A 22,841-nucleotide genomic window follows, 5' to 3' on the forward strand; every position below is an offset into this window, starting at 1 on the left:
CGAGCGGGCGTCTCGTGCGTCACCCTCCGCGCGGCCGGGCCTGCGGTCGTTCCCGGCCGCGGGCCCGGCCCGGTGCCTCGGGCCGCCGCCTCAGAGCGCGGGCTCGGCGTGCGCCGCGAACGGCGTCCGGCGTCGTGCGACGGCCGCCGCCGCGTCGGCCTGCGCGAGCTCCCCGTGGATCCCCGCGCCGGCCATGACCCCGGCCGCCGCCGACGCGCCGACCTGCGCCATGAGGTCGCTCGAGTTGCCGGCGGCCCACACGCCCGGCACGGCGGTCGCGCCGCGCGGGTCGGCGGGCACGAACCGGCCCGCCGGGTGGTCCTCCAGCGTCCCGCCGAGCTGCTCGAACAGCTCGCCGCGCGCGACGAACCGCGGCCCGACGACGACCGCGTCCACCGGGAACGACGTCCCGTCGGCGAGCACGACCGACCGCACCGACCGGCCGTCGACGTCGAGCCGCGCGACCTCCCCCTCGACCACGCGCACGCCGAGCGCCGAGAGCTGCTCCCACGTGGCGTCGTCGGGCTCGGGGGCGGTGTGCTGGAACAGCGTGACGTGCGGGGTGAGCTGGCGGAACAGCAGCACCTGGTGCGCCGCGGCGGGCCCGGTGGCGAGCACCGCGATCCGCTGCCCGCGCACCTCCCACCCGTGGCAGAACGGGCAGTGCAGCACGCTCGACCCCCAGCCCTCGCGGACCCCGGGGACGTCGGGCAGCTCGTCGACGAGGCCGGTCGCGAGCAGCACGCGGCGCGCGCGGACCGTCCCGCCGTCGTCGAGCGTGAGCGTGAAGCCGGACCCGGCGTCGCCGTCGGCGCGGGCGACGCGCGCGTCGCGGACCTCGGCGCCGTAGCCCTCGGCCTCGGCGCGGCCGGTGGCGAGCAGCTCGCGCGGCGGCACTCCCTCGCGCCCGAGCAGGTTGTGCGCGCCCTCCGCGGGCGCGTTGCGCGGCTCGCCGGCGTCGAGCACGACGACGGACCGCAGCGACCGCGCGAGCGTCACTGCCGCGCTCAGCCCGGCGGGGCCGCCGCCGACGATCGCGACGTCGTAGGGGGCGTTCTTCTCGGTGGTGTCCATGACTCTCCTCAGTGGGGGCGGCGGGCGGCCCAGACGACGCGGCCGCCCCGGGCGCGGACGGTGTGGTCGGTGGTGCCGGGCGCGGTCGCCGCGAGCACGGCGTCGAGCGCGGCGAGGTCGGCGGGCTCCAGCCGGTCCGCCAGGTGCTCGCGCTGGCGCAGCGCGGTGGCGTGCGCCCAGCGGGACGTCTCCGGCCCCGGCGGCACGACGGCGGTCGGCTCGCGCCGGTCCACCACCTCCAGCCCGGCGTCGGTCAGGTACGGGGTCCAGTCGGGGTAGCGGTTCCAGCCGGCGTGCGCCATGGCGCGCTCGAGGCGCGCGGTGAGGTCGGCGTGGTCCGCGTCGTCGGGCAGGACCGGCGACGTCGCGGTCATCTCGACGACGACGAGCAAGCCGCCCGGGGCGAGCGCGTCGCGGGCGTCGTGCAGGACGCGCGCCGGGTCGGCGACGTGGTGCAGCGAGGCCGACGCCCACACGACGTCCGCGACGCCGACCGGAGGCCAGCCGGCGTCGAGGTCGGCCGCGACGGTGCGCACGCGGTCCGCGAGACCGGTCCCGGCGAGCCGGGCGCGCAGGCGGTCGAGCATCGCGGCGTCCGCGTCGACCGCCACGATCTCGGCGTCGGGGAACGCCCGCGCGAGCGCCCGGGTGCCGGTGCCGGTCCCCGCGCCGAGGTCGACGACGGCGTGCGTCGGGGCCGGGGCGTGCCCGACGGCGACCGCGACGGCCTCGTCGAGGAGACCGGCGAAGACCAGCGCGTCGAGCTCGAGCAGCTCGGCCAGCCCGGCGCCGTCGTGCGGGCCGTGGCCGCCGTGGCCGTGGGAGTGGCCGTGCTCAGCGGGGTGCCCCGGGGCGTGACCGTCGCGGTGCGGGGAGACCGCGGCGGCGGCGTCGGGGGTGGGCGCGGGGCGCCCGGCGGCGGGGAGGTCCATGGCTCCACCGTAGGACGACCGTGCGCGCTGAGCATAGGATCTTGCTCATGACGCAAGAACCGGATCTCGACGCCGTCGTGCGGCAACGCATCCGCGGGCTGCGGCTCGCGCGCGGCTGGACGCTCGACGCGCTCGCCGCGCGCTGCTTCCTCAGCCCGTCCACGCTCAGCCGGATCGAGACCGGGCACCGGCGCATCGCGCTCGACCAGCTCGTGCCGATCGCCCGCGCGCTCGGCACGACCCTCGACCAGCTCGTCGAGCCCGTCGACGACGAAGACGTCGTGATCCGGCCCGAGCCACAGCGCCGCCCGGGGGAGACCACGTGGCTGCTGTCGCGCGAGCGGACCGGGACCATGGTCGCGAAGATGCGCCTCACGCCCGAGCGCGCCGTCGGGCCCGAGCACCAGCGCGTCCACCCGGGGCACGAGTGGTTCACCGTGCTGTCCGGGACGGCCGTCGTCTACCTCGCGGACCGCCGGATCCTCGTCCAGGAGGGCCAGGCAGCGGAGTTCTCGACGATGGTGCCGCACTCGTTCGGCGCGCACGACGGCCCGGTCGAGATCCTCACGATCTTCGACCAGGAGGGCGAGCGGGCCCACCTCTCGGGCGCGGCGTCAGCCGCGCCGGGTCGTGTCTGACAAATGTGGGACACGCGGCGTAGTGTCGTGACCATGGCGACGAGAACCCGCAGCACCACGCACGAGAGAACGACCCCCCGAGGCTCGACCTCGCGGGGCGGGAAGAACGTGCCTGCCGGGGGGACCCCGCGGGGCGAGAAGGGCGAGGGCGCCTCGACGAAGCGCGACTCCGTCACGTTCCGACCCACCCCCGAGGAGCGCCGGATCCTCGACCGCCTCCGCGACGAAGGCGTCACCGCCAGCGATGCCGTCCGTCGTGGCCTGCACCTGGTCGCGCACGAGAAGTGGGTCGACCAGGCCCGCGTCGATGCGGAGAGTCTCGCCCACGAGAACCTCGACGACGAGCCGGACGCCTGGTGATCCGCGGCGCCGTCTACCGCGTCGACCTCGGTGACCCCCGGGGCCACGAGCAGGGCGGTCGGCGGTACGGGGTGGTCCTGTCCCCGACGAACATGCCGTGGTCCGTCGCGACGATCGTGCCGACCTCGACGAGCGCGCAGCGTGCGATCTTCCGGCCCGTCCTCGAGATCGCGGGCCAGGAGACCGTGCTCCTGGTCGACCAGCTCCGTGTGATCGACACCGACTACGTCGTCGGGGAGCCGGTCGACTTCCTTCTTCGAGACGACCTGGACGCGCTCGAGCGGGCCGTGCAGAGCTACCTCGGCATCATCTGACCCCGAGCCGTCCCGTCCGTCGTCCTCGGGCGGCTCGACGTCGACCGTCGCGCGGCGTGCCCCGCGTCAGTGGGCGGGCGTGCCGTCCGCGACGTCCTCGCGGTCGGCGCTGCGTCGCAGCGACCGCAGGGCCACGAGCACCAGCACGACGGCGAGCGCGGCCGCAGCGACGACGACCTCGAACCCGGCGTGCGCGCCGCCCGCGTCGATGCGCGACCCGGCGACGGACGACCCGATCGACACCCCGACGCCGAGCGACGTCCCGACCCACGCGAGGCCCTCGGTGAGCTGGGTCGGGGCCACGAGGTTCTGCACGAGGTTGTTGCCGTTGATGAGCGTCGGCGCGATGGCGAACCCGGTGACGAACATGACCGCCGCGAGGACGGGGATCGACGTGACGAAGAAGAACAGCGAGACGCCCGCGGCGAGCGCGACGATCCCGATGACGAACCGGCGCCACAGCGGGGACACCCAGTGGCGGGCGCCGTAGACGAGGCCGGAGATGAGCGAGCCCAGGGCGAACACGGCGAGGATGACGCCGGCGGCGCCCTTCTGGCCCTCCTCCTCGGCGAACGCGATGGTCGAGACGTCGGTCGCGCCGAACACGATGCCCATCGCCACGAAGATCACGGCGAGCACGATCATGCCCGTCGACCGCATGGCCGAGCGCTGCTTGACGCCGGCCTCGGGCACGACGACGGGCGGCTCGGTCGCACGCTGGGACAGGAACCACAGCCCGCCCACGACCGCCGCGACCAGGGGGACGACCAGCCCGGCCGACGGCGACACGCTCGTCGCGAGCACGGTCGCGAGCACGGGCCCGACGACGAACACGAGCTCGTCGAGCGCGGACTCGAGCGAGTACGCGGTGTGCAGGCGCCGCGCGTCGGGCACGACGTGCGTCCAGCGCGCGCGGACCATCGAGCCGTACGACCCCTGCGTCGCGCCGGAGACGGCGGCGAACACGTAGAGCGTCCACTCGGGCGCGCGCAGCACGGCGCACAGGATGAGCCCGCCGAGCCCGAGCGTCGCGGCGGCGAGCAGCGGCAGCATGACGACGCGCTGCCCCGTGCGGTCCACGAGGCGCGCGATCTGCGGCGACACGACCGCCTGCGCGACGACGAGCGCGGCCGCGACGCGTCCCGCGAGGGCGTACTCGCCGTAGATGCCCTGGATCATGAGGATCGTGCCGATGCCGACCATCGACATCGGCAGGCGCGCGACGAGCGCCGCGGCGGAGAACCGCCACGCGCCGGGCAGCGTGAGCACGGCGCGGTAGGGGTTGCGGGAGGCCCGGACGGGGGCGTCGGGCGCGGTGACCGACGTCGTCCCCTCGGTCGTCAGGTCGTCCCGCCGGTGCTCGGGGTTCTCGGGGTCGTCAGCGCGCGACGGGGAATCCTGGACCACCGTCCCAGTGTCGCACCCGGAAGCCGTCCGGCCGGTAGCGAATTCGCCTCGCGAGGGCCCGACGTGACGGCCGTCTCAGGCGTCGCGCCGCGGTTGTCCGGGGGCGCCGGGCCGACGACGATGGCGGCATGACCGACAGCCCCGCACCCCGCACGCCCACCGTCACCGTCACCGACGAGGGCGACCGCTTCGAGGCCCGCACCGACGACGGTGTCGTCGCCGGCTTCGCCGCCTACGTGCGGGAGCCGGGCGCGGTGATCTTCACGCACACCGAGGTCGACCCCGCGTTCGAGGGGCGCGGCGTCGGGTCCGCGCTCGCCGCGGGCGCGCTCGACAGCGTGCGGGAGTCGGGCGAGCGCGTCGTCGCGCTGTGCCCCTTCATCCGTGCGTACGTCGAGCGGCACCCGGAGTACGAGGACCTGACCCGGCGCTGAGCGCACGAGAGCCCCGGTCCGTCGGGACCGGGGCTCTCGCGGCAGGCGCGGGCGGCGTCAGGAGATCGTGCCGGTGCCCTCGCCCTCGATGCGCTCGTCGTGCAGGAGCTCGCCCTCCGCGTCCACGGGCGTGATCACGGCGTCGAACGTGATCGGCGAGCCGGGCTGGTAGCGGAAGTTCGTGGCGTACGAGTACGACTGCCCCGTCGCGAACGGGTACACCGACGGCTCGCGGTACGCCTGGTTGTGCATCGCGTCGTCGTGCACGCCCTGCGCCTCGTACAGCGCGTCGTCGACGATCGTGTCCATGCCCTGCATGTACGGCCAGTCGTCGTAGCGCTCGTCGATGCTCACGAGGCTCGAGCCGAGGTCGATCGGGTCGCCCTCGTTCGTGATGACGTAGTTGATGAAGACGATGTCGTCGCCCGCGGCGATGAGCGGCTGGTTGGTGTCGGGGTCGACGAACAGGCCGTCCTTCGAGGCCTGCGTGACGCCCACCTGGTAGACGTCGACGCGCACGTCGCCGACGTTGAACGTCGAGATCTGCTCGCCCGGCGTCGCGACGGGGTTGGCCCAGTCGGGGAGCTCGCCGTCCGAGCCGGTCCCCTCCGCCGCGGCGTCGTCGGCCTCCTCGGCGTCCTCGGCGGGCGCGGACTCCTCCGTCGTCGTCTCCTCGGGGGCCGACGTCTTCGGGGCGTCCCCGCCGTCGACGGCGACGGTGCACGCGGTGAGGCCGAGCGCGAGCGCGGCGGCGACGGTCAGGCGGGCGGCGGTACGGGCGGGACGCATGAGTGCTCCGGTGGTTCGGGGAGGGGTTCCGCACGGACCTTACCCACAGACGGGTCGTGGGCTCGATGGGGAGCGGTGCCCATGGGGCCCCGGACCGGGACCTTCGCCTGTTGCGCTGCCCCGGCGGCGCGGGGACCCTTCCCCTATGCCTCGGCACGCTCTCCCCCCCGGTTCGCCCTGCCCCCCCCGCACCGGCACCGGCCGGCCCCTCCCGCGCGCCCCGAGGACGCCGGTGACCGCGCTGCGCGTCGAGCGCGCCGACGTGGTCGTGGTCGGGGGCGGCGCCGCCGGGCTGAGCGCGGCGCTCGCCGTCGCCGAGGCGGCGGCCCGCGACGACGGTCGCGCCCCCGTGGTCGCGCTCGTGTCGAAGGTGTACCCGATGCGCTCGCACACGGTCGCCGCGGAGGGCGGCGCGGCGGGCGTCGTGGGGGACGACGACTCGCTCGAGCAGCACGTCGCCGACACCCTCGCGGGCGGCGCCGGGCTGTGCGAGGAGGACGCCGTCCGGTTCGTCGTGGAGCGGGCGGCCGGCGAGCTCTACCGGCTCGAGCGGTGGGGGCTGCCGTGGTCGCGCACCGACGCCGGCGACGTGGCCGTCCGCCGGTTCGGCGGCATGAGCCGCGCGCGCACCTGGTTCGCCGCCGACAAGACCGGGTTCCACCTCCTGCACACCCTGTTCCAGACGTCGCTGCGGCACTCCGGCCCCGACGGTCCCGTCCGCCGGTACGACGAGCACCACGTGCTCGACCTCCTGGTCGACGACCCGGGCGGGCCGGACGCCCGGGTGCGCGGCGTCGTCGTGCACGACCAGCACCGCGGCGAGCCGCTGCTCCTGGAGGCGCCCGCCGTGGTCCTCGCGACGGGTGGCTCGGCGCGCGCGTGGGGGACCAGCACGAACGCGGGCATCTGCACGGGCGACGGCACCGCGATGGCGCTGCGGGCGGGCGTGCCGCTGCGCGACCTGGAGTTCCTCCAGTTCCACCCGACCGGCCTCCCGGGCAGCGGCATCCTCCTCACCGAGGCCGCGCGCGGCGAGGGCGGGGTGCTGCTCGACGCCGTCGGCCGCCGCTACCTCGCCGACTACGGCCTCGGGCCCGAGTCGCCCGTCGGGGCACCCGTGCCGCGCACCATGGAGCTCGGGCCGCGCGACCGCCTGTCGCAGGCGTTCTGGCACGCCGACCGCGACGGCCGCACGATCCCCACGCCCGACGGCGGCGTCGTCCTGCTCGACCTGCGGCACCTCGGCAAGGAGCGGCTCGCCGAGCGCCTGCCGCTCGTGACCGGCCTGGCCAAGCAGTTCGCGGGCGTCGACCCGGCGGCCGAGCCCGTCCCCGTCCGCCCGACGGCGCACTACACGATGGGCGGCATCCGCACCGACGCGCGCGGCACGACCGGCGTCGCCGGGCTGTTCGCGGCGGGGGAGTGCGCCTCCACCGGTCTGCACGGCGCCAACCGGCTCGGGTCCAACTCGCTCGTCGAGACGCTCGTCGTCGGGCGCGCGGCGGGCGAGGCAGCGCTCGCGTGGTCGCGGGAGATGGGCCCGCCCCGGGCCGACGGCGGCACCTCGGCCGTCCGGACAGGTCCCGCGGTCGTGGACCGGGCCGCCGAGATCGCCGACGGCTACCTCGCGATGCGCGGCCGGGGGACCGAGCCGCCCGCCGCGATCCGGGCCGAGCTCGGACGCGTCCTCGACGCCGACGCCGGGATCTACCGCGACGCCGACGGCCTGCGGCGGGCGCTCGCGGCCGTCGAGGACCTGCGGGCCCGGTACGACGACGTGCGCGTCGCCGACACGAGCGCCGTGCTCAACACCGACTGGGCGACGACCGTCGAGCTGGGCGCGACGCTGCTCGTCGCGCACGCGACCGTCGCCGCCGCGCTCGCGCGCGAGGAGTCGCGCGGCGCCCACCAGCGGCTGGACTTCCCGGCGCCGGACGCGGTGGCGCGCCACTCCGAGGTCCGCCTCGGCGCGGGCGGCACCATCGAGGTGGCGCACGTCCCGGTGGGCGCCGGGACCCCCGCCGAGCACGGGGTTGCTGTCGGGAAGGGCTCGGGGACGACGACGACGTCGTTCTCGGCGAAGGAGGGAGAGGGCGCGTGAGCGAGCAGACGGTGCGGCTGGAGGTCGCGCGCACGTCGCCCGACGGCGCGGCCACCGGCGGGCGGGACGTGTTCGACGTGCCCTACGACGACCGCACGTCCGTGCTCGACGCGCTCCAGTGGGTCAAGGACCACGCCGACCCCACGCTGACGTTCCGGTGGTCGTGCAAGATGGCGGTTTGCGGGAGCTGCGGCGTCATGGTCAACGGCCGCCCGGTGCTCGGGTGCGAGACGTTCGTGCGCGGCTACCGCACGTCCGGCCTCGTCGTCGAGCCGCTCGCGCACGCCGAGGTGCTCCGCGACCTCGTCGTGGACACCGACACGTTCCTCGGCAAGCTCGCCACCGTGCAGCCCTGGCTCGTGCCCGACGGCGCCACGCGCCTCCCGCTCGTCGACCCGCCCTCGGCCGGGGTCGGGGCAGGGGCCGGGACCGGCGCCGGCGCCGGCGCCGGGGTCGAGGACGTCGACGGCTCGCGGACCCCGGACGGCGGCGACGTGCTGCGGGCGGTCGGGCCGGCGTCGGGCCACCGGCAGACGCCGGGCGAGCTCGCCGCGTTCAAGGGCTTCGCCGAGTGCATCGACTGCATGCTCTGCTACGCGGCGTGCCCGCAGCTCGACGTCGCGCCCGACTTCCTCGGCCCGGCCGTCGTCGCGACGGCGCGCCGCTGGGACGAGGACTCGCGCGACGCGGGCGAGCTCGACCGCGCCGACGTCCTCGACACCGAGCTCGGCGCCTGGCCGTGCATCCAGATCGGTGCGTGCACGCAGGTCTGCCCGAAGGGCGTCGACCCGGCCCGCGCGCTCCGCGACGCGCAGCGCGTCGCGACGGACACGTGGGACGCCCGCGAGCGCCGTCGGACGACGTAGCCCCTTCTCGCGAGGGAGAGCCCTGGTCCCGCGAGGTAGAGGCGTGGTCCCGCGAGGTAGAGCCCCGGTTTCGCGAGGTAGAGGCGTGGTCGTGACCACGCCTCTACCTCGGCGGGGTCGTCAGCTCCCGAGGGCCGCGGAGACGACGTCCTTCGCCTCGGCCTGGACCTGGGACAGGTGCTCCGCGGAGACGAACGACTCGGCGTAGATCTTGTAGACGTTCTCCGTGCCCGACGGCCGGGCCGCGAACCACGCGTTCTCGGTCGTCACCTTGAGCCCGCCGATCGGGGCGTCGTTGCCGGGGGCGTTCGTGAGCTTCGCGGTGATCGGCTCGCCCGCGAGCTCGGTCGCGGTGACCTGCTCGGGCGAGAGCTTGCCGAGCGTCGCCTTCTCCTCGAGGGTCGCCGGCGCGTCGACGCGCGCGTACCAGGACTCGCCGTAGCGCTCGACGAGGTCGCGGTGGTGCTCGGACGGCGTGCGGCCCGTCGTCGCGATGATCTCCGACGCGAGCAGCGCGAGGAGCAGGCCGTCCTTGTCCGTGGACCAGACGCGGCCGTCCTTGCGGAGGAACGACGCCCCCGCGGACTCCTCGCCGCCGAACCCGACCGAGCCGTCGAGCAGGCCGGGCACGAACCACTTGAACCCGACGGGGACCTCGACGAGCCGACGGCCGAGCCCGCCCGCGACGCGGTCGATGAGCGCGGACGACACGAGCGTCTTGCCGATCGCGGCGTCGTCGCGCCAGCCCTCGCGCGCGCCGCCGTAGAGGTACTGGATCGCGACGGCCAGGTAGTGGTTGGGGTTCATGAGCCCGGCGTCGGGCGTGACGATCCCGTGGCGGTCGGAGTCGGCGTCGTTCCCGGTGGCGACGTCGAACGGTGCGCCGCCCTCGGCGTTCCCGGACTCCCCGGTCATGCCCGCGACGAGGGACGCCATCGCGTACGGCGAGGAGCAGTCCATGCGGATCTTGCCGTCCCAGTCGAGCGTCATGAACGCCCAGCGGGGGTCGACCTGCGGGTTGACGACCGTGAGGTCGAGCCCGTACCGCTCGCCGATCTCGCCCCAGTACTCGACCGACGCGCCGCCCAGCGGGTCGGCGCCGATCCGCACGCCGGAGTCGCGGATCACGTCGAGGTCGAGGACGTTCGCCAGGTCGTCGACGTACGTGGTGAGAAAGTCGTGCTTGTGCACGTGCTCGGACGTGAGCGCCTGGGTCAGCGGCACGCGCGGCACGCTGCCGACGCCGGTGCGCAGGATCTCGTTCGCGCGGTCCGCGATCCAGCCGGTCGCCTCGGACCCGGCGGGGCCGCCGTGCGGCGGGTTGTACTTGAAGCCGCCGTCGCGCGGGGGGTTGTGCGAGGGCGTGACGACGATCCCGTCGGCGAGGCCGGGGCCGGTGGTGCGGACGCCGTCGACCGTCGTCGCCTCGTTGTGCAGGAGGATCGACTGCGAGACGGCGGGGGTCGGGGTGAACGAGTCGCGCGCGTCGACGTACGTCTGGACGCCCGCCGCGACGAGGACCTCGAGTGCGGTCTGCCACGCCGGGAGCGACAGCGCGTGCGTGTCGCGCCCGATGAACAGCGGCCCGTCGGTGCCCTGCGAGCGCCGGTACTCGACGATCGCGGCCGTGATCGCGATGATGTGCGCCTCGTTGAACGCGTGGTCCAGGCTCGACCCCCGGTGGCCCGACGTGCCGAACACGACCTTCTGGGCGGGGTCGTCGGCGTCGGGCGCGAGGTCGTAGTAGGCGCCGACCACGGCGTCGACGTCGATGAGGTCGCTGGGCTGGGCGGGCGTGCCGGCGCGGGGATCCATGGGTCGATCCTGCCAGGGGTGGCGCCCGCACGTCAGCCGGGACGGACGTCGTGGCGCGGGACCTTCGGCACGACCTCCCTAGCCTGCGGGGTCGGGGTCCTCCGGCGCGGCGGCGGGGTCGTCGGACCGGTCGGCGCGCGCGCTGTCGATGGCCAGCTCGACGGCGTCGAGCAGACGGTCGAGGCTCGCGTCGAAGGGCCCCTGCGGCGCGTCGAAGCCGCCCGCGACGTAGACGCGCGTCATGACGGGGTAGCGCTCGACGTCGAACCAGTCCTCCCAGAAGCTGCCGAGGGTCGTCCAGTACTCGTCGTTGCCCACGCCGGTCGCGTCGCGCTCGGTCCGCTCGGCGATCGTGGCGCGCGCGAGGCCCTGGACGTAGTTGTCGACGAGGCCGAGCGTGTCGACCACCTGGAGCTCGGAGAGGCCCGTGTCGACGATGGTCCGCAGCCCGGCCTCCTGGGCGTCGAGCACGTGCGGCGCGAGCGGGGCGCGCCACATGTTGGTCTGGAGGATCCACGGGTGGCGCAGGTAGAGGTTCCACAGCTCGTGCGCGTACTGCGCGAGCGCGGGACGCCACGGGGCTCCCGCAGCGGGCAGGTCGAGCTCGGCGTACGCGCGGTCGATCATGAGGTCGACGAGCTCGGTGCGGCCGGGCACGTAGGTGTAGAGCGACATCGCCCCGACGCCGAGCTCGGTCGCGACGCGGCGCATGGACAGCGCGTCGAGCCCGCCCTCCTGCGCGACGGCGATCCCCGCCCGCACGACGTCGTCGAGCGTGAGGCGCGGCTTGCGGCCGCGCGTCGCGGGGGCCGGCGGGTCCCACAGGAGCGCGAGGCGGCGCGTGATCTCGGGGGTGCGGACGATCTCGGTGAACTGCGCGCGCGCGTGCTCGGCCGCCTGCACCGCGGAGGCGACCCCGGCGTCCGCGGCGGCCGCGACGCCGCGCGTCCGCACGGCGTCGTCGTTGCCCGCGGCGTCCTCGGGGTCCGGGGTCGCGGGCGGGGTCGGCGCGGTGGCGGACGGCGCACGGTCGGCCGCGCGGGCGTCGGTCGGGTCGGTCGTCACGTGCGTATCCTCCCCGACTTCCCGCGGGATCTCGCCTCCGGTGCGAGCGTGCGACGAAGGCTTGCCTTTTCCCGTACACCGTATGCTAGCGTGGTCGCTCCATTTCGGTACGGCGTACGAGAGGGTGGCTCCGGTGATCCGAGCCCGCGGCCTGACCAAGACCTTCCACCGCAAGAAAGAGACCGTCGAGGCCGTCAAGGGCATCGACGTCGACGTCCGGGAGGGCGAGCTCGTCGCCTTCCTCGGCCCGAACGGGGCCGGCAAGTCCACGACCCTGAGGATGCTGACGAGCCTCCTCGCACCGACCGCCGGGACCGCGGAGGTCGCCGGGTACGACGTCGCGCGCGACCCGGCGCGGGTCCGCTCGCGCATCGGCTTCATCGGCCAGGGCAACGGCGGCGGGTTCTCCTACCGCGTGCTCGACGAGCTCCACAACCAGGGCCGCTTCTACGGGCTGGCGCCCACCGAGTACACGCGGCGCGCCGCCGAGCTCCTCGACGCCCTCGACCTCGGCGGGCTCGAGAAGCGGACCGTGCAGTCGCTGTCCGGCGGCCAGCGCCGCCGCCTCGACGTCGCGCTGGGGCTGATGAACCACCCGCCGCTGCTCTTCCTCGACGAGCCGACGACGGGCCTCGACCCCCACGCCCGCGCGAACCTCTGGGAGCACATCGCGGCGATGCGCGAGCGCTACGGCATGACGATCGTGCTCACGACCCACTACCTCGACGAGGCCGACAGCATGGCGGAGCGCGTCGTCGTCATCGACCACGGCGAGATCATCGCCGACGCCACCCCGGACTCCCTCAAGCACGACCACGCGGACGACGTCATCACGCTCGCCGTGGTCCCGGCGCCCGGCGGCGGTGCCCCGGGGGAGGCGTCACCGGGAGCGGTGCCCGACGTCGTCGGCCGCGTCCGCGCGTCGCTCGCCGAGGACGCGGGCCGGGTCGTGACCACGACCGGCGCGGACGGCGTCGTGACGGTCCGCATCTCGACGACGCACGGCGCCGACCGTCTCCCGGAGGCCATCGAGGCGCTGCGCGTCGCGGGGCTGGCCGTGCGCTCGGCGGAGCTCAAGCAGGCGAGCCTCGACGACGTCTTCCTCAACCTCACCGGCCGCAGCCTGCGAGAGGAGGCCGCATGAGCACGCGGACCGACCTGGCGGGCGCGCGCGTCGGGGCACCGACCGCCGGTGCCGACACGGCGATGCGGACCGGCGTCGCGAAGTTCCTCGGCGACACGTGGGCCGTGTTCACGCGCGAGATCCTGCTCGTGCTGCGCGACCCGTTCACGCTGATCTTCTCGCTGCTGCAGCCGCTGATCTTCCTCGGCCTCTTCGGCCCGCTCCTCACGGGCGCGGTCGGCGGGTTCGGTGGCGGCGCGCCCGGGGGCGGCGGGTCGACGGCCGAGACGCTGCAGTGGTTCGTCCCGGGCGTGATCGTCATGATCTCGCTGTTCGGCACGTCCATGAGCGGGTCGAACCTGCTCTACGAGATGATGACCGGCTCCTACGAGCGCGTGCTCGCGACGCCGCTCGACCGCTCCGCGATCCTCGTCGGGCGCTCGCTCAAGGAGTTCGCGCCGCTCGTCGTGCAGGGGCTGCTCATCGCGCTCGTGTGCGTGCCCTTCGGCTTCACGCTCTACCCGCTGTACCTGCTCGTCGGGCTGCTGCTGCTCGGGCTGTTCGGCATCGGGGTGGGCGCGCTGTCGATCGCGCTCGCGCTCGCCGCGAAGAACCGCGAGTGGCTGTTCTGGGGAGTGCAGCAGTCGCTGCTGTTCCCGCTGCTCATCCTCTCCGGCATGATGCTGCCGCTCGAGGCCGGGCCGGCGTGGATGCGCACCGCGGCGCTCTTCAACCCGCTGACGTACATCGTCGACGCCGAGCGCGCGCTGCTCGCCGGGTCGTTCGCCGACCCCGACGTGCTGTGGGGCTTCGTCGCCGCGGCGGCGACGTGCGCCGTCGGGCTGTGGGTCGGCATCCGCCGTACCCGCAAGACCGTCTGACGCCTCACCGGTCCTCCTCCACCTCGTCCAACCACGACGTGAGGACGGCGGTGGCCGCCGCCGTGAGCGCCGCACCGTGCCGGCGGGCGTCCTCGCGGAGCGCTCGCGGGTCGATCCCCGCGCCGGCGAGCTCGTGGGCGTGGCCCACGAGCCACTGCTCGATCCGCGCAGGGTCGGCCTCGACGTGGAACTGGAGGCCGAGGGTCGAGCGGCCGTGGGAGAAGGCCTGGTTCGGGAACCCCGGCGTCGCGGCCAGCCGCCTCGCGCCCTGCGGTATCGCGAAGGCGTCACCGTGCCAGTGCAGGACGGGGACGCCCGCGAGGGGCGCCAGTACGGACCGCTGCCCGTCGTCGGTGAGGTCGAGCGGTGCGTAGCCGATCTCCGTGCGCCCGGTGGGTGCGACGTCGGCGGCGAGCGCCGCGGCGAGGACCTGCGCGCCGAGGCAGACGCCGAGCGTCGGGCGGCCGGTCGCGAGACGCGCCTGCACGGCGGCGATCTCGCGGGAGAGGAACGGGTAGCCGGGTGCGTCGCCGATGCCGACGGGGCCGCCGAGGACGACGACGAGGTCCGCGTCGTCGAGCGACCCGACGGGGAGGGGGTCGCTCGGGGCCTCGACGTACGAGACCCGGTAGCCGCGCCGTTCGAGCAGCGGGGCGAGCACCCCGAGGTCCTCGAAGTGCACGTGACGGACGGCGACGGCGTGGCGCGAGGCCGGGGCGGCGTGGGGCCGGGACGACGGCACGGGTCGTCTCCTCTCGGGCGGGTGGTGCGGGGGCGGGGGAGGGGCGGTCGAGCAGCAGCCGTGCCCAGCCTCCTCGCGGACGTCGGCCCGCGGGTGCCCGATCGTCCGGGAGACGTACCCGATCGTCCGCTCTCCTGACGGGCGGCGACCGACGCCGGGCCGGACGCCGCACGGGTCGTCGTGGTGGGCGGGGGTCGTCCATGAGATCGTCGAGCGCAACCGACCACCAGGAGGACGACATGTCGTGGACCACGCCGGCGAAGAAGGCGGTCTCCGGGCTCGTGCTCGCGGTGATCGCCTGCGTGATCTTCTTCAGTGCCGCCGCCGTGGGTTCCTTCCTCACCGCCGTCGTCGTCGCCCCGGACGCTCCCGACGTCACCACACCTGTCCCGCGCGGCGCGCTCACCGCCCTCTACTTCTGCGGGTTCGTCCTCTTCCTCTGGGGAACCTTCCGGATGACGACGGCGACGTGGGAGATGATCGGGAGCATCCGCCGCCCCGCCGAGCCCGACCCCGCTCCCCGGCGCCGCGCGTCCCGGTGATCCCGGCGGCCCCGGGGCTGCCGTCGTCAGGCGCTCGTCGTCGCGCGGTCCGACACCCACGGGACGGCGCGGCCCGTCGCGAGCGAGGCCCGCGCGTCGAGCACGCGCTGGTTGGTGCTGCCGCGGAACGCGAGCGTGAGGTCGCGGCGCGCGAGCTCGAACCGGCCGTCGACCAGCACGTCGACCTCGGCGAGGAGCGCGCGCTGGTCCGCGGTCCCTGCGCGCAGCTCCTCCAGGGTGTAGCCCGTCCAGCACCACACGTCCCGGCGGTCGCCGTGCTCGGCGCGCAGGCGGCGCACGAGCCGCAGGCACACGCCCGTGTTGAGGAACGGTTCCCCGCCGAGCAGCGACAGGCCCTGCACGGCGGGGTGCGCGAGGTCGGCGAGGACGCGGTCCTCCAGGGAGTCGTCGTACGGGCGGCCGTAGCGGAAGCTCCACGCGGCCTCGTTGAAGCAGCCCTCGCACGCGAACAGGCACCCGCTCACGTAGAGGGAGCAGCGCACTCCCTCGCCGTCGACCATGACGAACGGCTTGTAGTCCGCGACGTACCCCTGGCTGACGCGGTCCGAGCGCCAGCCGGGGCCGGGGGTGCGCGCCACGGTCACGCCGACGCCGAGTCCGGCAGGTGCTTCACGCGCGCGGAGATCTCCGCGTGGCGGCCGTGCACCATGGGGCGCTGCTGCGGGTTGCCGAGGTACCCGCACGTGCGCTTCACGACGTCGCACGTGCGCGGGTCGGCGTTGCCGCACGACGGGCACGCGAAGCCGCGCGCGGTCGGGTCGAAGTCACCCGTGAACCCGCACGCGTAGCAGCGGTCGATGGGCGTGTTGGTGCCGAGGTAGCCCACGCGGTCGTACGCGTAGTCCCAGACGGCCTCCAGCGCCCGCGGGTTCTGCTGGAGCACGGGGTACTCGCAGTAGTGGATGAACCCGCCCGACGTGTACCGCGCGTACTCGGCCTCGAAGTCGAGCTTCTCGAACGGCGTCGGGCTCTTGCGGACGTCGTAGTGGAAGCTGTTCGTGTAGTAGTCCTTGTCGGTGATGTCGGGCACCGCGCCGAACCGCTCCCGGTCGAGGCGGCAGAACCGGTCGGTCAGGCTCTCGCTCGGCGTCGCGTAGACGCTGATCCGGTAGCCGAGCCGCGCCGTCCACCCGGCGGCGTGCGCGTGCAGGGACCGCAGCACGTCGAGCGTCAGCTCCTTGGCCCGCGGGTCGTGCTCCCAGGCGCCGCCGAAGAACGCGGCGGCGACCTCGTACAGCCCGATGTACCCGAGCGACACCGTGGCGCGGCCGTCGCGGAAGAGCCGGTCGACGTCGTCGCCGGGAGCGAGGCGCTCCCCGAACGCCCCGTGGACGTAGAGGATCGGCGCGTTGCCCGGCGTCGCCTCCTTGCAGCGCTCGATCCGGAAGACGAGCGCGTCGTGCACGGTCTCCAGGCGCTCGTCGAGCAGGCGCCAGAACGCGTCGAGGTCGCCGTCCGCCTCGAGCGCGATGCGCGGCAGGTTGAGCGTCACGACGCCCAGGTTCATGCGCCCCTCGGAGACGTTCCGGCCGTGCTCGTCCTGCCAGCCCTGGAGGAACGACCGGCAGCCCATGGGTACCTTGAACGACCCGGTGAGCTCGACGATCTTGTCGTACGACAGCACGTCCGGGTACATGCGCTTCGTCGCGCACTCGACCGCGAGCTGCTTGAGGTCGTGGTTGGGGTCGCCGGGGTCGAGGTTCAGCCCGCGGCGCAGCGTGAAGATGAGCTTGGGGAAGATCGCCGTGCGGCCCTCGCTGCCGAGGCCGCGGATGCGGATCTGGAGGATCGCGCGCTGGATCTCGCGCTCCAGCCAGCCCGTGCCGAGACCGAACCCGACCGACGTGAACGGCGTCTGCCCGTTCGACGTGAACAGGGTGTTGATCTCGTACTCCAGCGACTGCATCGCGTCGTAGATGTCCTTACGGGTCTTCTCGCGCGCGTACTCCTCGTGCGCGGACTCGTCGGCGATCCACCGGCGCGCGTCCGCGAGGTGCTTCTCCAGGTTGCGCTCGGCGTACGGGGCGAGGAGCTCGTCGATGCGGTTGACCGAGCACCCGCCGTACTGGCTGGAGGACACGTTCGCGATGATCTGGCTGATCTGCGCCGTCGCGGTCTGGATCGAGCGCGGCGGCTCCACCTGCGCGTTCCCGATCCGGAAGCCGCTCGACAGCATCGACCGGAAGTCGATGAGGCAGCAGTTCGTCATGGGCGCGTAGGGGTGGTAGTCGAGGTCGTGGTAGTGCAGGTCGCCCTTCTGGTGCGCGTTCGCGACGTGCGGCGGCAGCATCCGCAGCCCGATCGCCTTGCCCACGGTCCCGGCCGTGAGGTCGCGCTGGGTGTTGAAGACCTCGCTGTCCTTGTTCGCGTTCTCGTTGACGACCGTCGAGTCCTTGTCGAGCAGCCGCACGATCGAGTGGTTGAGGTCCGTCGCCCGGCTGCGCGCGAAGTCGCGCTGCACGCGGTAGTCGATGTAGGCGCGCGCGACGTCGTACTCGTGCGACTCGAGGAGCACGTGCTCGACGACGCCCTGGATCTCGTAGATCTTCACGGTCGCGTCGAACCGCGCGGCGATCTCCGCGTCGACCCGGTCGACGACCTCCGCCACGCGGCGGCGGTGCGTCGCCGTGAGGTCGCCGTGCACCTCCGCGAACGCCTTCGTCACGGCGGCGCGGATGCGGGCGTCGTCGAACGGCCGTCGCCGGCCGTCGCGCTTGAGGACCTCCAGCGTGGCGGTCGTGCGGTGCGGTGCTGCCTGGTCAAGCTCGATGGCGGTCATCGCTCGTCCCCTCTGCCCACCGGGTTCTCGCCGGCACGCAGGGGTTGCGCGACGGACCGTACCCCAACATGTGGGGTGTGAATCACGGCTGCGCCACCATATCTAGTCCGACGACCGCGTGTGACGGCGGACGACGGCGCGCCGCGGGACGCCGTCGAAGGTCAGGACGAAGGTCCCCCGCGGCCGGGACGTGCGGCCGCGCGCACGGGGGACTCCGCGCCGCCGGAGCCGGCCCCTGCGGCGCTAGCCTCGGGACGTGGCCCGACGTCCGCCCGGCTGGGTGCCGAACCAGCACGGCGCGTGGCCCATGCTCCTGCTGCCGTTCGTGGTCGGCACGGTGCGCGGCGTGCAGGACGCCGGGTTCCGTCCGGTGACCCTCGCGCTCGGCGCGCTCTGGCTCGTCGGGTACCTCGCCTACTCCGCGGCCGGGCTGTGGCTGAAGTCCCGCCGCCGGCCCCGCTACCGGCGCCCGATGCTCACGTACGGCGCGGCTGCGACCGTTCTCGGGACGGTCGTGCTCCTGCTCGACCCGGCGCTCGCGGCCTGGGCGCCCGCGTTCGTGCCGTTCCTCGCGCTCGGGCTGTGGGCGTCGGCGCGGCGCACCGAGCGGTCGGTCGCCGCGGGCGGCGCCCTCACGGTCGCCGCGTCGCTCATGACGGTCGTCGCCTACGCGGCGTGCCAGCCCGCGGGTGCGTCCGCCCTCGCCGTCCCGGCCGTCGTCTGGCTGGTCGCCGCGCTGCTCCTCGCGTACCTGTTCGGCACGGTGCTCTACGTCAAGACGATGATCCGCGAGCGCGGCGTGCGGTCGTACGTCGTCGCCTCGGTCGCGTACCACGCGGCGGTCACCCTCGCGGCGGGCGTCGTCGCCGTCGTGCACGACCCCACGTGGTGGTGGGCGACGGCGTTCCTCGCCGCCGCGACCGCCCGGGCGGCGGTGCTGCCGGGCCGACGGCTGAGCCCGCGGGCCGTCGGGACCGGGGAGATCGTCGCGACGGTGCTGCTGCTCGTCGTCGCGCTCGTCGTGCGTTAGGTCCGCTGTTCGGCAGGTCGTGCGGGGTTCGGCACCTCGTGCTGCCGAACGCGGACCGTGGGTGCCGAACGGTCGGAGGTGCCAGGTGGTTCACTGGCGCGATGGACGACGACGCGCCCCTCACCCTGCCCGCGCTCGGCGAGCGCGTCGAGGCGGTGTCGGCGCTGTACGCGCGCAAGTTCGGCGTCGACCGCGACCCGGACTGGTTCATGCTCAAGCTCACCGAGGAGGTCGGCGAGCTGACCCAGGCGTTCCTCGCCGCGACGGGGCGCACCCGCCCGCGCGGACGTGCGGGGACGCCCGGGCCCGACGGCGGAGCCTCGCCGCTCGCGGACGAGGTCGCCGACGTCCTGGCGCACCTGCTGCTGCTCGCGCGCTCCCAGGGCGTCGACGTCGAGGCGGCGGTACGGCGGAAGTGGCTCGCGTGGGAGGCCGACCTGCCCTGAGCGGGCGCACCGGCGCGGTCGCTAGGGTGGCGCCGTGACCGACCACCGCACCGACCCGCCCGTCGCCGCCGACGAGGTGACCACGCTGCGCGGCTTCCTCGACTTCCACCGCGACACGCTCCGCTGGAAGACGTCCGGGCTCGACGCCGCGGAGCTCGCGCACCGGCTGCGGCCGTCGTCGATGACGCTGGGCGGGCTGCTCAAGCACCTCGCGTTCGTCGAGTCGCAGTGGTTCTCGCAGGTGTTCCGCGGCGAGGAGCTCATGCCCCCGTTCGACACGGCGGACTGGGCCGACGACCGCGACTGGGACTGGACCTCCGCGGCGGGCGACTCGCCGGAGGAGCTGCGCATGCTGTTCGACCGGGCGGTCGCGGCGTCGGACGCGGTGCTCGACGCGGCGCTCGCGGACGGCGGGCTCGACCGGCTGAGCGCCCGCGCCGACCGGCACACGGGCGAGCGCTGGACGCTGCGCTGGATCCTCGTGCACCTGGTCGAGGAGTACGCGCGGCACAACGGTCACGCCGACCTGCTGCGCGAGGCGATCGACGGGACCGTGGGGGAGTAGCGCCGCGGTCGGTTGCCGCGGGGGCCGTCGCCCGGGACGATGGCGGACGTGACCGCCCCCGAGCAGCCCGCGCCCCGTCCGGTCCGTCCGCGCGTCGCCGCCGTCGCCCTGGTGGCGCTCGTCGTGCTGGGGGTGGGCCTGCTGCTCGCCGCGCTCTGGGTCGCGAGCCGCCCGACGTCGTTCGGCTGGTTCGCGTACGCGCCGGTCTCCGGGACGACGTTCGTCCCCGTGGGCGCGTACCCGCCGGGTGCCGCGGCGCTTCTCGCGGGAGCCGGAGCCCTGCTGGTGGGCGGGGCGGTCGGGTTCGTCCTCGGACGGCGCCGCGCCGCCCCGTCGCAGGAGACCTCGGCGCCCTCGCCAGCACCGTCCGACGGCCCCGGCCCCGGCTCCGCCCCGTCCGACGGTGGGACGGCGCCGACCGCCTGACGCGCCACCACTGACGCCCGGTCCCCGCACCCCGCGGAGGCCGGGCGTCGTCGTGTACCCACCGCCCGACGGCAGGGCACTCCTCCGCGGCCCCGCGTGCTCACCCGACGTCCCGGGCGGTGCTCCACCGCCGCCCGGGCCCGGATGGGTACCGGCCTCCGCGACGGACGGTGGAACCACCGACGACGACAGGAGGTGGATCGTGTACCAGCTCGGTACGACTCAGGCAGGGACCGTGCTCGCGACGACGGGAGCGATCGCGGGCTTCTACGTGATGGGAGCCTGGACGCTCGTCGTGGCGGGGCTCGCGCTCGTCATGACGGCGCGCGTCCTGCGCAGGCGGCTCGCGGAGCACCAATGAGCGCGGCGACGCTCCCACGGGTGGTGGTCGTGGTCCCGGCGCACGACGAGGCCGCGGCCCTGCCGACGACGCTCGCGTCGGTCCGGGCGCAGACGCGCCCGGTCGACCGGGTCGTCGTCGTGTCCGACCGCAGCACCGACGCGACGGTCGAGACCGCGCGCCGCCTGGGCGCCGACGTCGTCGAGACGGTCGGCAACACCGGCCGCAAGGCCGGGGCGCTGAACCAGGCGCTGCGCGGGGTGGAGGCGGAGAACGTCCTCGTGCTCGACGCGGACACGACCATCGCCCCGACGTTCGTCGAGGACGGCCTCGCCCTGCTCGACGCGCGCCCGGAGCTCGGCGCGGTCGGTGGTGTCTTCCGCGGCACCCCGCCGCGCTCGATGCTCGAGCAGCTCCAGTCCGACGAGTACGAGCGGTACGGCGTGCAGATCGACGTGACCGGGCGGACGTCCGTCCTCACGGGCACGGCCGCGCTCGTGCGGACCGAGGCGCTGCGGGCGGTCGCCGCCGCGCGCGGGGACCGGCTCCCGGGGCGGCGCGGCGACGTGTACGACGTCGGCGCCATCACCGAGGACTCCGAGCTCACCCTCGCGCTGCGCACGCTCGGCTACGAGCTCGCGTCGCCGGTGCGGATGTCCTGCACGACGGAGCTCATGCCGACGTGCCGTGACCCGCACCGCCAGCGCGTCCGCTGGTACAAGGGGATGCTCGACAACCTGCACGCGTACGGGTTCACGCGCGTCACTGCCCGGTACGTCGGGCAGCAGGCGATGCTCGTGCTGAGCACGCTCATGCTCGCGAGCCTCCTCGTCCTCACGGCGCTGACGGTCGTCGCGGGCACGTTCCGGGTGGTCCCGGCGTGGCTTGCCGTGGGCGGGGTCCTCGTGCTCGAACGGGTCGTGACGGTGTGGCGGAACGGGCCCCGGGGCCGGCTGCTCGCCGTGCTCGTGCTGCCCGAGCTGCTCTACGACCTGTTCCTCCAGGCGGCGTTCGTCCGGGCGTGCTTCCTCGCCGCGACGTCGCGCGACGCCGGGTGGCACCACGTGGCGCACGCGACCGCGTCCGGGAGCGCGACCGAGGACGCGCCCGAGACCGCTCCCGCGAGCAGCATCGAGAACTCCGACAGCCCGAAGCAGTTGACCTTGACGTGACGTCAACTTCTACCGTGGTCCCGGTGCCGCACGAGAGCACCACCGACGCACGGGAGGAGCGGGAGATGAGCACGACGGGCGCCCGCACGGCCGACTGGTCCATCCAGGAGGTCGCGCGCCTGGCCGGGACGACGAGCCGCACGCTGCGTCACTACGACGCGGTCGGGCTCCTCCCCCCGAGCCGGGTCGCGGCGAACGGCTACCGCCACTACGACGCCGACGCGCTCGTCCGGCTCCAGCGGATCCTGCTCCTGCGCGACCTCGGTCTCGGCCTCCCCGCGATCCGCGAGGCGCTCGACGGCCCGCCCGCCCGGCAGGGTGACGGGCCGCCGTCGGCCAGCGCCCGGCGGGAGGCCCAGGTGCGGGCGCTGCGCGGCCACCTCGGGTGGCTGCGGGCGGAGCGGCAGCGGCTGGCGCGGCAGATCGCGTCGGTCGAACGGACGATCACCACGATGGAAGGAGGTGGCGAGCTCATGGCGGACGACATGTTCGACGGGTTCGACCACACGCAGCACCGCGACGAGGTCGAGGCCCGCTGGGGGAAGGACGCGTACGCGCGGAGCGACACCTGGTGGCGGGGGATGTCCGACGACGACCGCGCCGTCTGGCAGGACCGCACGCGCGCGCTCGGAGAGGACTGGGCCGCGGCGGCCGCCCGGGGCGTCGACCCGGCGTCCGACGAGGCGCAACAGCTCGCGCGCCGCCACGTCGAGTGGCTCGGCGGCATCCCCGGAACCCCGGGTGCCGGCGCGGCACCGGTCAAGGAGTACGTCGTCGGCCTCGGCGAGATGTACGTCGCGGACGAGCGGTTCGCGAAGAACTACGGCGGCGTCGAGGGTGCGACGCTCGTGCGCGACGCCCTGCGCGTCTACGCGGACGCCCACCTGTAGCCCCGGGCCCGGGCCGGGACCTCCGGCCCGGGCACGATCCGTTCGACGTCACTAGCCTGGAACCCCGGCGGGACACGGCGCCCCGCCGC

The 22,841-nt window shown here is 74.6% G+C and carries 25 protein-coding genes; 16 read left to right on the forward strand and 9 right to left on the reverse strand.

The genetic code is table 11. The annotated features are described in order from the left end of the window. Positions 1-90: 90 nt before the first annotated feature. Together ACPCUX_RS11520 and ACPCUX_RS11525 are read right to left on the reverse strand one after the other, a co-directional pair. On the reverse strand, positions 91-1,074 hold the full coding sequence (locus ACPCUX_RS11520) for an NAD(P)/FAD-dependent oxidoreductase (protein ID WP_423388787.1): 984 nt from the start codon (positions 1,072-1,074) through the stop codon (positions 91-93). A gap of 8 nt (positions 1,075-1,082) precedes the next feature. Continuing rightward, positions 1,083-2,006, reverse strand: a complete 924-nt coding sequence (locus ACPCUX_RS11525) for a class I SAM-dependent methyltransferase (RefSeq protein WP_423388788.1) — start codon at positions 2,004-2,006, stop codon at positions 1,083-1,085. A 47-nt stretch (positions 2,007-2,053) separates the two neighbouring features. Here ACPCUX_RS11525 and ACPCUX_RS11530 point away from each other — a divergent pair, with 47 nt between their 5' ends. The 3 genes from ACPCUX_RS11530 to ACPCUX_RS11540 are packed head-to-tail and all read left to right on the forward strand — an operon-like array spanning position 2,054 to position 3,318. Then, positions 2,054-2,644, forward strand: a complete 591-nt coding sequence (locus tag ACPCUX_RS11530) for a helix-turn-helix domain-containing protein (protein WP_194217218.1) — start codon at positions 2,054-2,056, stop codon at positions 2,642-2,644. 33 nt (positions 2,645-2,677) lie between these two features. After that, positions 2,678-3,004 (forward strand): hypothetical protein, encoded by a 327-nt coding sequence (locus ACPCUX_RS11535; protein WP_244985509.1) that lies wholly within the window; start codon positions 2,678-2,680, stop codon positions 3,002-3,004. Continuing rightward, positions 3,001-3,318, forward strand: coding sequence for a type II toxin-antitoxin system PemK/MazF family toxin (locus ACPCUX_RS11540; protein ID WP_114553117.1), 318 nt, complete (start codon positions 3,001-3,003; stop codon positions 3,316-3,318). The genes ACPCUX_RS11535 and ACPCUX_RS11540 overlap by 4 nt, the downstream gene beginning before the upstream one ends. A 66-nt stretch (positions 3,319-3,384) precedes the next feature. Here ACPCUX_RS11540 and ACPCUX_RS11545 read toward each other — a convergent pair whose 3' ends face one another. Continuing rightward, a complete protein-coding gene (locus ACPCUX_RS11545) occupies positions 3,385-4,725 on the reverse strand; it encodes an MFS transporter (RefSeq protein ID WP_396049509.1) in 1,341 nt (446 codons plus the stop codon). Between the two features lie 128 nt (positions 4,726-4,853). Here ACPCUX_RS11545 and ACPCUX_RS11550 point away from each other — a divergent pair, with 128 nt between their 5' ends. After that, the gene (locus ACPCUX_RS11550) at positions 4,854-5,159 is read left to right on the forward strand and encodes a GNAT family N-acetyltransferase (RefSeq protein WP_061266992.1); all 306 of its coding nucleotides are present in this window, start codon (positions 4,854-4,856) and stop codon (positions 5,157-5,159) included. 57 nt (positions 5,160-5,216) lie between these two features. On the opposite strand, the gene ACPCUX_RS11555 is transcribed toward ACPCUX_RS11550, so the two are convergent. Further along, positions 5,217-5,948 carry a hypothetical protein gene (locus ACPCUX_RS11555; RefSeq protein WP_423388789.1) on the reverse strand — a complete coding sequence of 244 codons (732 nt, stop codon included), beginning with the start codon at positions 5,946-5,948 and terminating at the stop codon, positions 5,217-5,219. A 232-nt stretch (positions 5,949-6,180) separates the two neighbouring features. On the opposite strand from ACPCUX_RS11555, the gene ACPCUX_RS11560 reads away from it, so the two are divergent. Both ACPCUX_RS11560 and ACPCUX_RS11565 read left to right on the forward strand, forming a co-directional pair. Beyond that, a complete protein-coding gene (locus ACPCUX_RS11560) occupies positions 6,181-8,049 on the forward strand; it encodes an FAD-binding protein (RefSeq protein ID WP_423388790.1) in 1,869 nt (622 codons plus the stop codon). Then, complete coding sequence (locus ACPCUX_RS11565) at positions 8,046-8,915, forward strand: 2Fe-2S iron-sulfur cluster-binding protein (protein ID WP_051876855.1); 870 nt, start codon at positions 8,046-8,048, stop codon at positions 8,913-8,915. Before ACPCUX_RS11560 ends, ACPCUX_RS11565 begins: the two co-directional genes overlap by 4 nt. A gap of 120 nt (positions 8,916-9,035) precedes the next feature. Here ACPCUX_RS11565 and pgm read toward each other — a convergent pair whose 3' ends face one another. Beyond that, positions 9,036-10,730, reverse strand: a complete 1,695-nt coding sequence (pgm, locus tag ACPCUX_RS11570; RefSeq protein WP_423388791.1) for a phosphoglucomutase (alpha-D-glucose-1,6-bisphosphate-dependent) — start codon at positions 10,728-10,730, stop codon at positions 9,036-9,038. A 78-nt stretch (positions 10,731-10,808) separates the two neighbouring features. Further along, a complete protein-coding gene (locus ACPCUX_RS11575; RefSeq protein ID WP_423388792.1) occupies positions 10,809-11,795 on the reverse strand; it encodes a TetR/AcrR family transcriptional regulator in 987 nt (328 codons plus the stop codon). A gap of 133 nt (positions 11,796-11,928) precedes the next feature. On the opposite strand from ACPCUX_RS11575, the gene ACPCUX_RS11580 reads away from it, so the two are divergent. Together ACPCUX_RS11580 and ACPCUX_RS11585 are read left to right on the forward strand one after the other, a co-directional pair. Continuing rightward, positions 11,929-12,939, forward strand: coding sequence for an ABC transporter ATP-binding protein (locus ACPCUX_RS11580; RefSeq protein ID WP_423388793.1), 1,011 nt, complete (start codon positions 11,929-11,931; stop codon positions 12,937-12,939). After that, complete coding sequence (locus ACPCUX_RS11585) at positions 12,936-13,799, forward strand: ABC transporter permease (RefSeq protein ID WP_423388794.1); 864 nt, start codon at positions 12,936-12,938, stop codon at positions 13,797-13,799. Before ACPCUX_RS11580 ends, ACPCUX_RS11585 begins: the two co-directional genes overlap by 4 nt. Before the next feature lie 4 nt (positions 13,800-13,803). Here the strand turns inward: ACPCUX_RS11585 and ACPCUX_RS11590 are convergent, their stop codons facing one another. Beyond that, positions 13,804-14,541: a glutamine amidotransferase gene (locus ACPCUX_RS11590; protein ID WP_423388795.1), complete on the reverse strand. Its 738-nt coding sequence runs from the start codon at positions 14,539-14,541 to the stop codon at positions 13,804-13,806. Between the two features lie 239 nt (positions 14,542-14,780). On the opposite strand from ACPCUX_RS11590, the gene ACPCUX_RS11595 reads away from it, so the two are divergent. Further along, the gene (locus tag ACPCUX_RS11595; RefSeq protein WP_128957638.1) at positions 14,781-15,083 is read left to right on the forward strand and encodes a hypothetical protein; all 303 of its coding nucleotides are present in this window, start codon (positions 14,781-14,783) and stop codon (positions 15,081-15,083) included. A 26-nt stretch (positions 15,084-15,109) separates the two neighbouring features. Here ACPCUX_RS11595 and nrdG read toward each other — a convergent pair whose 3' ends face one another. Beyond that, positions 15,110-15,682 (reverse strand): anaerobic ribonucleoside-triphosphate reductase activating protein, encoded by a 573-nt coding sequence (gene nrdG, locus ACPCUX_RS11600; RefSeq protein ID WP_423388796.1) that lies wholly within the window; start codon positions 15,680-15,682, stop codon positions 15,110-15,112. Between the two features lie 2 nt (positions 15,683-15,684). Beyond that, entirely contained in the window at positions 15,685-17,883 is a 2,199-nt protein-coding gene (gene nrdD / locus ACPCUX_RS11605; protein ID WP_423388797.1) for an anaerobic ribonucleoside-triphosphate reductase, read from the reverse strand. A 256-nt stretch (positions 17,884-18,139) separates the two neighbouring features. Between nrdD and ACPCUX_RS11610 the strand changes: the two genes are divergently transcribed. From ACPCUX_RS11610 to ACPCUX_RS11640, 7 genes are all read left to right on the forward strand, one after another. Continuing rightward, a complete protein-coding gene (locus tag ACPCUX_RS11610) occupies positions 18,140-18,913 on the forward strand; it encodes a YwiC-like family protein (RefSeq protein ID WP_423388798.1) in 774 nt (257 codons plus the stop codon). 101 nt (positions 18,914-19,014) lie between these two features. Continuing rightward, positions 19,015-19,359 carry a MazG nucleotide pyrophosphohydrolase domain-containing protein gene (locus tag ACPCUX_RS11615; RefSeq protein WP_170982051.1) on the forward strand — a complete coding sequence of 115 codons (345 nt, stop codon included), beginning with the start codon at positions 19,015-19,017 and terminating at the stop codon, positions 19,357-19,359. Between the two features lie 34 nt (positions 19,360-19,393). Beyond that, positions 19,394-19,924, forward strand: a complete 531-nt coding sequence (locus ACPCUX_RS11620; RefSeq protein WP_034655021.1) for a DinB family protein — start codon at positions 19,394-19,396, stop codon at positions 19,922-19,924. Positions 19,925-19,972: 48 nt separating this feature from the next. Beyond that, entirely contained in the window at positions 19,973-20,350 is a 378-nt protein-coding gene (locus ACPCUX_RS11625) for a hypothetical protein (RefSeq protein ID WP_137279832.1), read from the forward strand. Between the two features lie 202 nt (positions 20,351-20,552). Then, positions 20,553-20,711, forward strand: a complete 159-nt coding sequence (locus tag ACPCUX_RS11630; RefSeq protein ID WP_423388799.1) for a hypothetical protein — start codon at positions 20,553-20,555, stop codon at positions 20,709-20,711. Next, entirely contained in the window at positions 20,708-21,862 is a 1,155-nt protein-coding gene (locus ACPCUX_RS11635) for a glycosyltransferase family 2 protein (protein ID WP_423388800.1), read from the forward strand. The genes ACPCUX_RS11630 and ACPCUX_RS11635 overlap by 4 nt, the downstream gene beginning before the upstream one ends. Before the next feature lie 65 nt (positions 21,863-21,927). Then, positions 21,928-22,752: a MerR family transcriptional regulator gene (locus ACPCUX_RS11640; RefSeq protein WP_137279831.1), complete on the forward strand. Its 825-nt coding sequence runs from the start codon at positions 21,928-21,930 to the stop codon at positions 22,750-22,752. Positions 22,753-22,841 lie beyond the last annotated feature (89 nt).

It is taken from the genome of Cellulosimicrobium sp. AB352 (genome assembly GCF_049538415.1).
Classification (GTDB): Bacteria; Actinomycetota; Actinomycetes; order Actinomycetales; family Cellulomonadaceae; genus Cellulosimicrobium; species Cellulosimicrobium funkei.

Bases quoted from the DNA above. Each gene is read 5' to 3' on its own strand.
- ACPCUX_RS11520 (WP_423388787.1), bottom strand. From the start codon at position 1,074: ATGGACACCACCGAGAAGAACGCCCCCTACGACGTCGCGATCGTCGGC.
- ACPCUX_RS11525 (WP_423388788.1), bottom strand. From the start codon at position 2,006: ATGGACCTCCCCGCCGCCGGGCGCCCCGCGCCCACCCCCGACGCCGCC.
- ACPCUX_RS11530 (WP_194217218.1), top strand. From the start codon at position 2,054: ATGACGCAAGAACCGGATCTCGACGCCGTCGTGCGGCAACGCATCCGC.
- ACPCUX_RS11535 (WP_244985509.1), top strand. From the start codon at position 2,678: ATGGCGACGAGAACCCGCAGCACCACGCACGAGAGAACGACCCCCCGA.
- ACPCUX_RS11550 (WP_061266992.1), top strand. From the start codon at position 4,854: ATGACCGACAGCCCCGCACCCCGCACGCCCACCGTCACCGTCACCGAC.
- ACPCUX_RS11555 (WP_423388789.1), bottom strand. From the start codon at position 5,948: ATGCGTCCCGCCCGTACCGCCGCCCGCCTGACCGTCGCCGCCGCGCTC.
- pgm (WP_423388791.1), bottom strand. From the start codon at position 10,730: ATGGATCCCCGCGCCGGCACGCCCGCCCAGCCCAGCGACCTCATCGAC.
- ACPCUX_RS11585 (WP_423388794.1), top strand. From the start codon at position 12,936: ATGAGCACGCGGACCGACCTGGCGGGCGCGCGCGTCGGGGCACCGACC.
- ACPCUX_RS11595 (WP_128957638.1), top strand. From the start codon at position 14,781: ATGTCGTGGACCACGCCGGCGAAGAAGGCGGTCTCCGGGCTCGTGCTC.
- nrdD (WP_423388797.1), bottom strand. From the start codon at position 17,883: ATGACCGCCATCGAGCTTGACCAGGCAGCACCGCACCGCACGACCGCC.
- ACPCUX_RS11615 (WP_170982051.1), top strand. From the start codon at position 19,015: ATGGACGACGACGCGCCCCTCACCCTGCCCGCGCTCGGCGAGCGCGTC.
- ACPCUX_RS11635 (WP_423388800.1), top strand. From the start codon at position 20,708: ATGAGCGCGGCGACGCTCCCACGGGTGGTGGTCGTGGTCCCGGCGCAC.
- ACPCUX_RS11640 (WP_137279831.1), top strand. From the start codon at position 21,928: ATGAGCACGACGGGCGCCCGCACGGCCGACTGGTCCATCCAGGAGGTC.